The sequence below is a fragment of the Pseudomonas sp. TMB3-21 genome, assembly GCF_054898145.1.
The window spans coordinates 4,057,298-4,070,156 of the sequence record NZ_CM142718.1 but is presented as its reverse complement, the minus strand read 5'-3'; the positions used below and the strand labels follow the sequence as shown (position 1 = coordinate 4,070,156).

Annotated in this window: 16 protein-coding genes and 2 tRNA genes; 9 read left to right on the top strand and 9 right to left on the bottom strand. The window is 57.7% G+C overall.

Annotated features, from left to right (window positions below; genetic code table 11):
* The first annotated feature begins 46 nt into the window (after nucleotides 1-46).
* The 7 genes from ada (at nucleotide 47) to ACYZTS_RS18655 (ending at nucleotide 5,636) form a co-directional block, all read left to right on the top strand.
* Nucleotides 47-1,111, top strand: a complete 1,065-nt coding sequence (gene ada / locus ACYZTS_RS18685) for a bifunctional DNA-binding transcriptional regulator/O6-methylguanine-DNA methyltransferase Ada (RefSeq protein WP_461991133.1) — start codon at nucleotides 47-49, stop codon at nucleotides 1,109-1,111.
* Between the two features lie 210 nt (nucleotides 1,112-1,321).
* The gene (gene modA / locus ACYZTS_RS18680) at nucleotides 1,322-2,089 is read left to right on the top strand and encodes a molybdate ABC transporter substrate-binding protein (RefSeq protein ID WP_461991132.1); all 768 of its coding nucleotides are present in this window, start codon (nucleotides 1,322-1,324) and stop codon (nucleotides 2,087-2,089) included.
* The gene (gene modB / locus ACYZTS_RS18675) at nucleotides 2,090-2,770 is read left to right on the top strand and encodes a molybdate ABC transporter permease subunit (protein ID WP_461991130.1); all 681 of its coding nucleotides are present in this window, start codon (nucleotides 2,090-2,092) and stop codon (nucleotides 2,768-2,770) included. It begins immediately after the preceding gene.
* 3 nt (nucleotides 2,771-2,773) lie between these two features.
* Entirely contained in the window at nucleotides 2,774-3,853 is a 1,080-nt protein-coding gene (modC, locus tag ACYZTS_RS18670; protein ID WP_461991129.1) for a molybdenum ABC transporter ATP-binding protein, read from the top strand.
* Nucleotides 3,854-3,927: 74 nt separating this feature from the next.
* A complete protein-coding gene (locus ACYZTS_RS18665) occupies nucleotides 3,928-4,998 on the top strand; it encodes a DNA topoisomerase IB (protein ID WP_461991127.1) in 1,071 nt (356 codons plus the stop codon).
* Between the two features lie 72 nt (nucleotides 4,999-5,070).
* A complete protein-coding gene (locus tag ACYZTS_RS18660) occupies nucleotides 5,071-5,292 on the top strand; it encodes a hypothetical protein (RefSeq protein ID WP_028620025.1) in 222 nt (73 codons plus the stop codon).
* A 113-nt stretch (nucleotides 5,293-5,405) separates the two neighbouring features.
* A complete protein-coding gene (locus ACYZTS_RS18655) occupies nucleotides 5,406-5,636 on the top strand; it encodes a hypothetical protein (protein WP_028620024.1) in 231 nt (76 codons plus the stop codon).
* A gap of 327 nt (nucleotides 5,637-5,963) precedes the next feature.
* Here ACYZTS_RS18655 and ACYZTS_RS18650 read toward each other — a convergent pair.
* From ACYZTS_RS18650 to ACYZTS_RS18630, 5 genes are all read right to left on the bottom strand, one after another.
* Nucleotides 5,964-6,050: transfer RNA gene (locus tag ACYZTS_RS18650), tRNA-Leu, on the bottom strand.
* Between the two features lie 194 nt (nucleotides 6,051-6,244).
* Nucleotides 6,245-6,318, bottom strand: a tRNA-Cys gene (locus tag ACYZTS_RS18645).
* Between the two features lie 409 nt (nucleotides 6,319-6,727).
* Nucleotides 6,728-7,063: a hypothetical protein gene (locus ACYZTS_RS18640; protein ID WP_028620023.1), complete on the bottom strand. Its 336-nt coding sequence runs from the start codon at nucleotides 7,061-7,063 to the stop codon at nucleotides 6,728-6,730.
* A 68-nt stretch (nucleotides 7,064-7,131) separates the two neighbouring features.
* The gene (locus ACYZTS_RS18635) at nucleotides 7,132-7,350 is read right to left on the bottom strand and encodes a hypothetical protein (RefSeq protein ID WP_461991125.1); all 219 of its coding nucleotides are present in this window, start codon (nucleotides 7,348-7,350) and stop codon (nucleotides 7,132-7,134) included.
* Nucleotides 7,351-7,524: 174 nt separating this feature from the next.
* The gene (locus ACYZTS_RS18630) at nucleotides 7,525-7,725 is read right to left on the bottom strand and encodes an SPOR domain-containing protein (protein WP_461991123.1); all 201 of its coding nucleotides are present in this window, start codon (nucleotides 7,723-7,725) and stop codon (nucleotides 7,525-7,527) included.
* Nucleotides 7,726-7,942: 217 nt separating this feature from the next.
* Between ACYZTS_RS18630 and ACYZTS_RS18625 the strand changes: the two genes are divergently transcribed.
* Nucleotides 7,943-8,305 (top strand): NUDIX hydrolase, encoded by a 363-nt coding sequence (locus ACYZTS_RS18625; RefSeq protein ID WP_461991121.1) that lies wholly within the window; start codon nucleotides 7,943-7,945, stop codon nucleotides 8,303-8,305.
* Nucleotides 8,306-8,312: 7 nt separating this feature from the next.
* Here ACYZTS_RS18625 and ACYZTS_RS18620 read toward each other — a convergent pair whose 3' ends face one another.
* The 4 genes from ACYZTS_RS18620 to benA are packed head-to-tail and all read right to left on the bottom strand — an operon-like array spanning nucleotide 8,313 to nucleotide 11,971.
* Complete coding sequence (locus ACYZTS_RS18620; RefSeq protein WP_461991119.1) at nucleotides 8,313-9,086, bottom strand: 1,6-dihydroxycyclohexa-2,4-diene-1-carboxylate dehydrogenase; 774 nt, start codon at nucleotides 9,084-9,086, stop codon at nucleotides 8,313-8,315.
* A gap of 11 nt (nucleotides 9,087-9,097) precedes the next feature.
* Nucleotides 9,098-10,111, bottom strand: coding sequence for a benzoate 1,2-dioxygenase electron transfer component BenC (benC, locus tag ACYZTS_RS18615; protein WP_461991117.1), 1,014 nt, complete (start codon nucleotides 10,109-10,111; stop codon nucleotides 9,098-9,100).
* A gap of 10 nt (nucleotides 10,112-10,121) precedes the next feature.
* Entirely contained in the window at nucleotides 10,122-10,610 is a 489-nt protein-coding gene (gene benB, locus ACYZTS_RS18610; RefSeq protein WP_461991116.1) for a benzoate 1,2-dioxygenase small subunit, read from the bottom strand.
* Nucleotides 10,607-11,971 carry a benzoate 1,2-dioxygenase large subunit gene (gene benA / locus ACYZTS_RS18605; protein WP_461991114.1) on the bottom strand — a complete coding sequence of 455 codons (1,365 nt, stop codon included), beginning with the start codon at nucleotides 11,969-11,971 and terminating at the stop codon, nucleotides 10,607-10,609. The genes benB and benA overlap by 4 nt, the downstream gene beginning before the upstream one ends.
* Nucleotides 11,972-12,163: 192 nt before the next feature.
* On the opposite strand from benA, the gene ACYZTS_RS18600 reads away from it, so the two are divergent.
* Nucleotides 12,164-12,649, top strand: a complete 486-nt coding sequence (locus ACYZTS_RS18600; protein ID WP_461991112.1) for an Hcp family type VI secretion system effector — start codon at nucleotides 12,164-12,166, stop codon at nucleotides 12,647-12,649.
* Nucleotides 12,650-12,859 lie beyond the last annotated feature (210 nt).

The following is a 12,859-nucleotide window of genomic DNA, read 5'->3' as shown; positions in this document are numbered from 1 at the left end:
GGCCGGCTGATTAATCTGGATCAAACAGGTCAACGGACATGAAGCCATGACACGCCAAACCACACCCATCGCCACTGAAACCGATCCACGCTGGGCCGCCGTGGTCGCCCGCGATCCCCGTGCGGACGACCAGTTCGTGTACGCAGTGAAAACCACCGGTGTCTACTGTCGCCCCAGCAGCCTGGCCCGCTTGCCGAATCCGCAAAACGTGGAGTTTTTCGATACGCCTGAGCAAGCGCAGGCAGCGGGTTATCGTCCGAGCAAACGAGCGGCAAAGGATCAGAGCGAGATTGCGTTGCAGCATGTCACGACCGTCGCGGCCGCCTGTCGCCAGATCGAACAGGCCGAGTATCTGCCGACCCTCACTGAACTGGCGGCTGCTGCGGGTTTAAGCAGTTTTCATTTTCATCGGGTATTCAAGGCTACGACGGGATTGACGCCCAAGGGCTACGCCACAGCGCATCGCTCGCGCAAGGTGCGCGAACATTTGAGTGAAGGCGGTTCGATCACCGACGCCTTGTACGACGCCGGTTTTAATTCCAACAGCCGGTTCTATGAAGCAGCGGAGCAAATGCTGGGCATGAAGCCGGGCGATTACCGTGCCGAAGGTCAGAACAATGAAATTCGTTTCGCCGTCGGCCAGTGTTCATTAGGCGCCATTCTGGTCGCGCAAAGTGCTCGCGGGATTTGCGCGATCTTGCTGGGCGATGACCCGCAACAACTGGTGTGCGATCTGCAGGACAAGTTTCGCCGGGCCACACTGGTGGGCGCCGATCATGATTTCGAGCAGTTGATCGCTCGAGTTGTCGGCTTTATCGAGGCGCCGGCCATCGGTCTCGATTTGCCGCTGGACGTGCGCGGCACGGCGTTTCAAGAGCGTGTCTGGCAGGCGCTACGGGAAATTCCGCCGGGCAGCACCGCCAGCTACGCCGACATCGCCTTGCGCATCGGATCGCCGAAAGCGGTGCGCGCGGTGGCACAAGCCTGCGGGGCGAACAGCCTGGCCGTGGCGATCCCTTGTCACCGCGTGGTTCGCAGCGACGGCAACCTTTCGGGATACCGCTGGGGTGTCGAACGTAAACGGCAGTTGCTCGATCGCGAGTCGCACTGATCCAAAGGAAGCGCTCGCCCAACGACCGCCCCATGTAGCAGCTGCCGAAGGCTGCGTCCGGCTATGCAGCTGTCGCAAAACCTACCAAGCCAGACGCAGCCTTCGGCAGCTGCTACAGGTGTGCGTCTAAATCCGCGTTCCTTTCTGGAAATTTTCGCTATATATTCCGCTATACAGCGAACCACTCATTTTCAGATTCGGAGCCGCTTCATGACCTCGCGCGCTACACGCTTCGCCCCACTATGCCTGGCAGGTCTGATTGCTGCTTCCGTGAGCGGCACTGCTAGTGCAGACGAAGTCCAGGTCGCCGTCGCGGCGAATTTCACCGCGCCGATCCAGGCCATCGCTGCAGACTTCGAAAAAGACACCGGGCACAAACTGGTCACCTCCTTTGGCGCTACCGGTCAGTTCTACACCCAGATCAAGAACGGCGCGCCGTTCGAAGTATTTCTCGCCGCCGACAAAAGTACTCCGCAAAAACTCGAAACCGAAGGCGACACGGTCAAGGGATCACGTTTCACCTACGCCACCGGCGCCCTGGCCTTGTGGTCGGCCAAGGACAATTACGTCGATGCCAATGGCAAAGTCCTGAGCGACAACCAGTACCAGCACCTCTCCATCGCTAATCCGAAAACCGCGCCTTATGGTTTGGCCGCCAAGCAGGTACTGGCCAAACTGGACCTGACCGACAAGGTCAAAACCAAGCTGGTCGAAGGCCAAAGCATCTCTCAGACTTATCAGTTTGTTTCCACCGGCAACGCGGAACTGGGCTTTGTTGCCTTGTCGCAGATCTTCAAAGACGGCAAAGTCACTGGCGGCTCAGCATGGATGGTTCCGGCCGATATGCACGACCCAATCAAGCAAGATGCGGTGATCCTCAACAAAGGCAAAGACAACCCGGCCGCCAAAGCGTTGGTGGATTACCTCAAGGGCCCAAAAGCCGCGGCGGTTATCAAGTCCTACGGTTACCAACTCTAAATGACGTTATCGAGTGCCGATTTCTCCGCGATCTGGTTGACCTTTAAACTGGCCTCCCTGACGACGGTCATCCTGCTGATCATCGGCACGCCGATTGCCCTGTGGCTCTCGCGCACCCGGTCCTGGCTGCGCGGCCCGGTCGGCGCGATTGTTGCCCTTCCCTTGGTATTGCCTCCGACGGTGATCGGCTTTTATCTGTTACTTGCACTGGGCCCGAACGGGTTCGTCGGTCAGTTCACGCAGGCGCTGGGCCTGGGCACGCTGACCTTCAGTTTTACCGGGCTGGTGATTGGTTCGGTGATCTACTCGATGCCCTTCGTGGTCCAGCCTTTGCAAAACGCCTTTTCCGCCATCGGCACTCGGCCTTTGGAAGTGGCAGCAACGCTGCGCGCCAATCCTTGGGATACGTTTTTCAGCGTGATCCTGCCACTCGCACGGCCGGGATTTATCACCGCCGCCATCCTCGGCTTCGCGCATACCGTGGGTGAATTCGGCGTGGTGCTGATGATCGGCGGCAACATTCCCGACAAAACCCGAGTGGTGTCGGTGCAGATCTACGACCACGTCGAAGCCATGGAATATGCCCAGGCCCATTGGCTGGCCGGCGCAATGCTGGTGTTTTCGTTTGTGGTGCTGCTGGCGCTCTATTCCAGCCGTAAAACCAAAGCAGGCTGGAGCTGATCAATGATCCATATGCGCCTTGCTGTGAACTATTCCTCATTCGCCCTGAACGTCGACCTGCAAGTGCCAGGCCGTGGGGTGACGGCGCTTTACGGCCATTCCGGCTCCGGCAAAACCACCTGTCTGCGCTGCATTGCCGGACTCGAACGTGCCGAACGTGCATTCATTCAGGTCAATGGCGACGTCTGGCAGGACAGTGACAACCATGTTTTCGTCCCTCCACACAAGCGCGCTGTGGGCTATGTGTTCCAGGAAGCGAGTCTGTTTGCGCATCTTTGCGTGCAGGCCAATCTGGAGTTCGGTTTTAAACGGGTTCCCAAGCAACAACGCCGGGTGAACATGGCGCATGCCACCGAATTGTTGGGGATCGGCCACTTGCTGCACCGACACCCGCACAATCTCTCGGGCGGTGAGCGCCAGCGGATCGGCATGGCCCGCGCGCTGCTCACCAGCCCTGAACTGCTGTTGATGGATGAACCGTTGGCCGCGCTGGATGCTCAGCGCAAAAGTGAAATCCTGCCGTACTTGCAACGCCTGCACGACGAACTCGACATCCCGGTGCTGTACGTCAGCCATTCCCAGGATGAAGTCGCGAGACTCGCCGACCACATTGTGTTGCTGAGCGACGGAAAAGCGCTGGCCAGCGGCCCTATCGGCGAAACCTTGGCACGACTGGACTTGCCGTTGGCGATGGGTGATGACGCGGGTGTGGTCATCGAGGGCCACGTCAGTGAATACGACGCCGATTACCAGTTGCTGACGTTGCAACTGCCCGGCACGGCGTTGAACATTCGCGTCGCGCACACGCCGATGCACATTGGGCAGACGCTGCGCTGCAAGGTCCAGGCGCGTGATATCAGCCTAAGCCTGCAAAGTATCGAGCACAGCAGCATTCTCAATCGCCTGCCGGTGACGGTGATCAGCGAACTGGCGGCCGACAATACCGCTCACGTGCTGATTCGCCTGGATGCGGCCGGCACGCCGCTGCTGGCGCGCATCACCCGTTACTCTCGAGATCAATTGAATGTGCACCCCGGCCAGCAACTCTGGGCACAGATCAAAGCCGTGGCGGTGCTGGCGTAAATTCGCTGGCACGACTGCAAGGGCGTGCGGTCAATGGCTTATCGGCCCTTTGATCTTCGCCAAGGATTACCGCCATGCCCGATTCCGCACTACTCGACGGGCTCCCGCCCGACCTGCACTACGTTGACGACACGCTGCCCGGCATCACACGCAAGAAATTGCGCGGCAAGTTCTGCTATTTCGACCCAAGCGGTCAACGCATAGCTGACCCCGATGAAGTGAAACGCATCAATGCCCTCGCTGTCCCTCCCGCCTATACCGATGTGTGGATCTGCGCCGACCCTCGCGGGCATCTGCAAGCGACGGGGCGCGATGCCCGTGGACGCAAGCAATACCGTTATCACACACGCTGGCGCGAAGTCCGCGATGCCGACAAATACTCGCGCCTGTACCAGTTCGGCCTGGCGCTGCCGAAATTGCGCAAGCAGCTCGAGGCCTTGCTGGAGGCACCGGGGTTCAGCCGCGACAAGGTCATGGCCACAGTGATTACCTTGCTTGATGCGACGCTGATCCGTGTCGGCAACACGCAGTACGCTCGGGACAATCGGTCCTATGGGCTGACCACGCTGCGCAACCGTCACGTTGAAATCAACGGCAGCGCGATCCGCTTCCAGTTCCGCGGCAAGAGCGGCGTCGAGCATGAAATCACGGTGAAGGACCGGCGTCTGGCGCGGATTGTCAAACGCTGCCAGGAGATTCCGGGGCAGAATCTTTTTCAGTACCTGGATGAAAATGGCGAACGCCACACGGTCAGTTCTTCCGACGTTAATGCCTACCTGCAGACTTTGACCGGGGCAGATTTTACCGCCAAGGATTACCGCACCTGGGCCGGCAGTGCACTGGCTTTGTCGGTATTACGCAAGTTGCAGTGGCAGCCGGAAACGGACGCCAAGCGTCACGTAGTGGAAATGGTGAAGAGCGTTTCGCAGCAGCTGGGCAATACGCCCGCCGTGTGCCGCAAATGTTATATCCACCCTGCCGTGATGGACGGTTTCCTCGCGGGTGCACTTGAGCAGTTGCCGCGGCCGAGAGTGCGCAAAGGACTTAAGGCCGAAGAAGTGGCCCTGGCGATGTTCCTGGAGAAGGCCATGGAATCGGCAGACGCAGTACAAGTCCTACGCTCCGCTGCCGAACCGACGAGTTGATCCGTACATTCTTTGCAGGAAGACGAATGGCTTCTATAGTTGGGGGGGACACAAATCAGCTTCGGTGAGGCCATGGAAGACATTTTCGTCGTGAAGCGGTGTAACAAAATTATTATTCATGGTCGCCGAGCCGGAGAAGCCAGTCACTCGCCACCTGAAGCCGAAGTCTGGTATCGCATTGTCGATACTCGCACCATGGGCTTCATTGGCGACGGATTCGACACCGAAAAAGCCGCCGAGCGTGAGTGTAAGCAATTGAATGCCCGGTCGCTGGTATCCGTCCTGCAGGGCTGATCCCGCGGTCTATACTGACGGGTAGCTCAAGGACTGGCGCTTCATCAGCAGAACGCTCGCTCACGGCGGGCTTATGTTGCCATTCCACGATTTCTTCAACGGAGGTGTTCCCCATGTCCGAAAAAGAGTCCATCACCACCCTGCTCACCTTGCTTGATACCCGCCAGGCGCGCCTTGCAGCCGCGTGCAAGGAAATCGCCGACTGGGTCGACCATCAAGGTGGCCACCCGACAGCGCTGAGAATTCGTGATCGTCTCAACGAAGTAGAGAGAGACGCGCCACTGATTCGCAACACATTGTCGTCGCTCAAACCGGTCGACCGGCCATTGCCGCGGTTTAGATGAGCGACGTTTTTAATCCGCGGTACTGGAAAGTTCAGGACGCATGAGCGGCGACCATTGTGTCACCGGGTGCGTCCTTGCCTGAGAGGCCAACCGCCTCACGTCACCCAGCCGAGCGCTGGGATTTTTTTGACTTGGATTTCACACGGCATTCACAACTGAAGCAGTACAGTCCACCTACTCCTTCTGATGAACCCCCCTTGGCCCGCCCGCATGCGGGCCATTTTTTTGTCCGCTTTTTATCGTTCAGGCAAGAAAAGCGAAAAAGTCAGAAGCCAGAAACAAACAAGGGCTTGCATCAGCTTTCGCCCGCAAACCCTTGATTTAAAATGGTGCCCGAAGCCGGAATCGAACCGGCACGCCCTTACGAGCGGGGGATTTTAAGTCCCATGCGTCTACCAGTTTCGCCATTCGGGCGGTAGCGCGATCAAACAGTCTTAAGACAGCCCCATAAAACCTGGCAGTCCTGACGCTTGTATTGCAGAGGGGGAAATATATACAACCACCCCCGGTGAAGCAAGTTCGCCGACGACCATTTCAAGACTAAATCTTGCAGGATTGCGGCAATAAAAAAGCTCCGTAAATCATAGATCTACGGAGCTCGTTTAAAGTGGAGGCCGAGGTCGGAATCGAACCGGCGTAGGTGGATTTGCAATCCACTGCATAACCATTTTGCTACTCGGCCTCAAGCATCTGATGTGAAACACAACACCTAACGCGTACAAACTTGGAATTAGATTCAAGATCTAACCCCTTGAAAACATTGAGCTTTTTCAGCGGTCAGTGCTTTCGATGGCGTGAATTATGTACTGAAATCCGAAGGCTGGCAACCCCTTGATTTCAAAAAAAAATCTGTCCGGACAAATACCGGGCAAAAAAAAATCCCGGGCAGCTGATGGACGCCCGGGACTCAAAATGCATAAACCGTGGTGGTGAACGCGGGGCGAATATTACTGAATATTTCACCTCGTAACAAGATGTTATGACTCACTATCCAGTTACTAAAAATCATAACCCCTTAAATATCCACACGTTTTTAAGGGGGACTGCACCTATTGGGCAGCAGGTACGGGCGCTCACTCTGCCTTCGGCTCCTACAAGCAATCGCGCACAGCCTGACGCAACGCGCCAGATTTGGCCCATGGCGGACCTTGGTACAATGAGACGTGGCTACCGCTCTTCGATTTCACAATGTCGAGAATCTCATCCGACGTGATAATGCTCGGGGCGGTGATTCGGTAGCCGTTGGAAATGCCCATCTGGGCCGACTTGGAGACGTGCGACTGCCAGATCGGCAACACGCAGGCGGCGTATTCCTTGGGCGGCTTTTCACTGTACTTGCTGACATTTGGCTCACCCGGTACCAGCGACGCAGGCAACGAACATCCCGACAGCGCTGCCATCACCACTCCCCCAAACAACATCCGCATGATGCTTCCTTTAACCTAAAACGGGAAATGTAGCGCGTCATTGCGCAGACATCCAATCATTGAGCTGTTTATTGCGGTGCATTCTGATCGCCGGAGTCCGGGTACGACCTTGCGTTCAAATAGGTCGTCCACCTTTCGTAGGCTTCATGCTGCCATTTGGATACCCGCTCCCATTCCGCCCCGTTCAGTTGATGAGCGCAAATCAGCTTCATCATTTCAGTGGTGGCTGCGTCGAGGTCGACGATCAGTTCATGCGCGTGGAATCGAAAATCATCGGTGGTCGTCATTTTGAAGAGGCCTCAAGCGCCTGCGAGAATTAACTACCTTCAATACGACATCCGATCCAGACGATCACGTGCACCGTCCCGACAAAAGGTGCTACCGCCTGTTCACAAAGGCCAGGCGAGCAATTTATTGACCCGATCCCAAAAAAACCCCGGCAAACCGGGGTTTCAATAGTGTTACTTATCGGCCTTTTGACTCACCGGAGTCTTGGCTCGCGATCGGTAGCCCGGCAGCGACGCCGCGAACGCCAGTGCCTCCTCCCTACTGGCGAAAGAACCGAGCCGATCGCCTTTAGTGCATACCCGCCAGGGCCCATTATTCACGCTGAGTACGTCATAACCGTTCATGTGCATCTTATTCAGCATCGGAACGCTCATAAGTCACCTCCATTTTCGGTACTGATATCCAGAACTGACGAGCCTACCTTACACCTGCGCACGAGAAATTGGCCGACCAGACGTCGTGATGTCCTCGGGATCGAACGCACGATTGCAACAATCCAGTACTCAAATCAATGAGATCTCGACACTCCACCTCGCGCCCGTACATAGCATTTACATGACACTTTTGTGACGCCGGGCGGTCAGGTAATACATGAAAATACGCGCAACCGTTATTTGTGAACAAGACCGACATATCCTTCTGGTGCGCAAGCCAAGAAGTCGCTGGGCCTTGCCCGGTGGAAAGGTCGAGCGAGGTGAAACCACGGCGGGTGCCGCGAGGCGCGAGTTGCAGGAAGAAACCGGTCTGGGTGTCGATGGCCTGCTGTACCTGATGGAATTGCATTCGCGCAGCACCGAGCATCATGTCTACGAAGCGTCGGTGCTGAATTGCGATGAAGCGCGGCCGCAGAACGAGATCTTCGATTGCATCTGGTACCCGCTGGATGCCGTGCAAAATCTCGACACCAGTGACGCCACGCGCAGGATCGTCCGGGCATTTCAGCGTCGCTTGTAGTTCCCGGTCAGCCCTGATCCCCGCCGCCCACCGGCATGACCATACCCGTGATGTACGAGGCCTCGTCGCTGGCCAGAAACAGGATGGCCGCCGCCTGCTCATCCAGGGTGCCGTAGCGTTTCATCAGACTGCTATCCAGCGTCTGATCGACGATTTGCTGATACCAGATCTTTTCCTGAGCAGTCTGTTCGGTGCTGTTGCGCGGGATCTGCCGCGGCGGCGCTTCCGTACCGCCGGGTGCGGTCGCATTGACCCTCACGCCGCGCCCGGCCGTCTCGAATGCCAGGCACGCCGTCAGCGCATTCACCCCACCTTTCGCGGCGCCATACGGCACGCGGTTGATGCTGCGCGTGGCAATCGACGAAACGTTGACGATGGCGCCGCTGCCCTGCTTCAGCATGAACGGCAGAGCCGCATGGCAGCACCACAGCGTCGGGAACAGCGAGCGGCGGACTTCGGCTTCGATCTGCGCCGCTTGGTAATGCTCGAACGGCTGGGCCCAGATTGTGCCGCCGACGTTGTTGATTAACACGTCAAGACGTCCGAAGCGCTCCACTGCGGTTTGCATCACACGATTGCATTCTTCGTATTGCTCGAGATCGGCCGTTAACGCCAGCACCTGGCCCGCCGCCCCCAGCTGCTTTTGCACCTCGAACACCCGCTCGGAGCGATCGACCAGAATCAGTCGCGCCCCTTCCGCCGCCATGCGTTCGGCGACGCGCAGGCCAATGCCTTGCGCAGCGCCGGTGATCAGCGCGACTCTGTCTGTGAACCTGTTCATGGTCGCTCCGTTCACGCCGCGCTGGCGGAAAATTTTTCATAATGGAAATTCGCCGGCGCGATGCCCTGTTCGCGAATGAACTGACTGACCGCCTCGACCATCGGCGGCGGGCCGCACAGGTAAACGTCGACGTTGCCATCGTTCAGGTGCTTCGGTTCGATGTGCTGAGTCACGTAACCTTTGAGCGGGTGCTGGCTATCAGGGCTGGCGACGCAAGCGCTGAAGCTGAAGTTGGCAATGCGCACCGCGAAAGCTTCCAGGCGGTCCATTTCCACCAGATCGAAATCGTGGGTCACGCCGTAGATCAAGTGCAGCGGATATTCGCTGCCCTGCTCGGCGATTTTCTCCAGCATCGCAGTGAAAGGCGCCAGCCCGGTTCCACCAGCCAAAAGCAGTAGAGGACGCCGAATCTCGCGCAGATAAAAACTGCCCAGGGGCCCGGCCAGGCTAATGCTGTCGCCCGCCTTCGCCATGCCGGTAAGAAAACTGCTCATCAAGCCACCCGGCACGTTGCGGATCAGAAAACTCACCTCTCCATCACGCTGCAAAGAGCTGAAAGAATAAGCGCGCGTCTGCTCGCTGCCGGGAATCCCGAGGTTGACGTATTGCCCTGGCAAAAATGCGAGGGTGCTCAGCGATTCGCCTTTGATCGACAGCGCGATGGTGCTGTCGGACAACTGACGCACAGCGCTGATTGTCGCCTCGTAGCTGGCCTGACGGGTGTGGCAGACTTGTGATGAGGTGGGCACGCGGATCACGCAATCGCTCCGGGCGCGCATCTGGCAGGTGAGGACAAAGCCCTGCTGCGCCTCTTCCGGGCTGAGGGCGTCTTCGATGTATTCCTCGCCCAAGTCATAACGCCCGGCCTCGGCAAAACATTTGCAGGTGCCGCAGGCGCCGTCGCGGCAATCCAGCGGAATATTGATGCCCTGGCGGTACGCGGCATCGGCCACGGTTTCGCCGTTATTGGCGTCGATGAAACGGGTGACGCCGTCTTCGAAATTGAACGCGATGGAATGAGTCATGACGGCCGCCTCAGAGGTGGTAGACATCGATGACCTGTCGAACGTAGTCGTTCTTCAGGATCACTTTCTTGGCCTTGATCAGCGGGTTTTCACCGCGCATATCAAGGGTGTAGAAACTGCTGCCGAAATAGCTGTCGACGGTCTTGTAGCGAAAGCTCAGGGTGTGCCAGTTGAAGCGCACCTTGCACAAACCGCCGGCCTGTTCCAGCAGCTCGATATTGCTGATGTTGTGCGAGGTGCGTGTGTCCGGAATGCTCGCGCTGGAACGCTCGGTCTTGATGCGGAAGATGCGGTCTTCGAGGCCGGTGCGATTGCCGTACCAGATCAGCGAGATTTCCCGCTGCGGGTCTTCGGTCAGCTCGTCATTGTCGTCCCAGGACGGCATCCAGAACGTCGCGTCCGCTGCGTACAGCTGCAGCCAGTCGTCCCACTGTTTGTCGTCGAGATAGCGCGCCTCGCGATAGAGGAAGTCGCGCACGGCATCATGCGAAAGGGTCATTGCACGGCCTCCACTGCGATCAGTTCGGACTGCTGGGCGGCGAGCGCCTTGAGCATGGTTTCCTGCCAGTATTTGTGTTGCAGCACGAACAGGCCTTCGTCCTCGGTACGCACGCCGCTGAGCAGCGGGTGCAGGTCGATTTCCCTGGCGGCTTCGTCGGCCCCTTCGATCCAGTGCTCGGCGCCGCGGGACATGTCGTTCCATGTGGTGACGCTGCCCTCGTAGCTGGTCTGGCAAGAGCGAAACTCTTCAAGATCGTCCGGCGTGGCCATGCCGCTGACGTTGAAAAAATCTTCGTACTGACGAATCCGGCTCGAGCGCGCCTGGTCGCTTTCGCCTTTGGGTGCGATGCAGTAGATGGTGATTTCCGTGCGGTTGACCGAGATCGGCCGGGCGATGCGAATCTGTGAACTGAACTGGTCCATCAGGTACACGTTCGGGTACAGGCACAGGTTGCGCGAGTTCTCGATCATCCAGTCGGCGCGGGCCTTGCCGAAATCTCGCGCCAGCTCGTCACGGCGTTCGTACAGCGGGCGATCCTCGGGGTTGGACCAACGCGTCCAGAGCAGCATATGGCCCCTGTCGAACGAGTAGAAACCACCGCCCTGTTTGGCCCAGGTGCCGGCGCTCATGGTCGGGTTGCTATCCCCCGCTTCGCGCTGTTTGCGTTGATTCTGCGTGGCGGCGTAGTTCCAGTGCACGGAGCTGACGTGGTAGCCATCGGCACCGTTTTCGGCGGTGAGTTTCCAGTTGCCTTCGTAGATGTAGCTGGACGAACCGCGCAGCACTTCTAAGCCATCGGCGGACTGGTCGACGATCATGTCGATGATCTTGGCCGACTCGCCGAGGTGCTCGACCAGCGGCTCGACATCGGCCTTCAGGCTGCCGAACAGAAAGCCGCGATAGGATTCGAAACGGGCGACTTTGGTCAGGTCGTGGGAGCCGTCACAGTTGAAGCTGGCCGGGTATCCCGCTTGCGCCGGGTCTTTGACCTTGAGCAGTGTGCCGGAGTTGTTGAAGGTCCAGCCGTGGAACGGACAGGTGTAGGAACTCTTGTTGCCGGATTTATGCCGACACAGCGTCGCGCCGCGATGGCTGCAGGCGTTGAGGAACGCGTTGAGCACACCGTCTTTGTTGCGCGCAATGAGAATCGACTGGCGCCCCATGGTGGTGGTGTAGAAATCGTTTTTGTTAGGGATCTGGCTTTCGTGGGCGAGGTACAGCCAGTTGCCTTCGAAGATGTGTTGCATCTCGAGATCGAACAGGCGCGGGTCGGTGAACATCTTGCGCTTGCAGCGGTAGATGCCGGTTTCTTTGTCATCTTCGAGCAGGGAATGAAGATATTCGGGTCGCAGGGTCATGGCCGCCGCCTCCATTGTTATTGTTCAGGCAGGGCCATGCTAGGACGGGGCAATGGGGAGGACTATCCGCGGGGTGCAGACCTTTGTCCGATTAATGCAGCACTCATTCCACATCAGCATTTTCGGAATCGGACTACATAACTGCTTACATGTTTTACATAGACTGTCTGCCTGACTACAAGAAGTGGTTCCATGGCTAATCTCGGTTACATGACCATAAATGGCACAGCCCAAGGATTGATTTCAGCAGGCTGCTCGACCCAGGATTCCATTGGCAACAAGTATCAGGCAGCGCACACAGACCAAATCATGGTGCTCGCCTACACCCACAACATCACCACGATCGGGAACCTCAATAGGTCAACACACAACCCGATCATCATCACGAAAGCCGTCGACAAATCATCACCGCTACTTGCTCAGGCGCTTTCCAACAGAGAGGAGATCAACTGCACGATCAGTTTCTACCGAGTGTCACCCGCCGGAATTCAGGAGAAGTTCTATACCGTTTCGATCAATGGCGGGGTTATTGCCGACCTGACGCTTGAGATGCCTCATGCCATTTTTCAAAACGACGCAGAGCCCCAAGAGCAGGTGGCGATTCGTTACCGCGATATCAGCTGGACCCACCATCTGGCGAAAACGGCCGGATACAGCTCGTGGGGCGAGGAGGGATGAATTCAAATCATGACATCAGGGAGGTCAACAGTGCGGCAGGCAAACTTACAGCACAGGCCCGGACAATCAGCGCCCGTCACTTGGTACACGGTGTGGCACGCGAGCGGTTCAATAGAGAAGTCGCTCTCTATGCCAAGCGCATAGCAGATGATGTCGCGCAGGGCCACCGAACGCCGGTGCACGGTTTACATGCCCTACAGCAAGAACAAC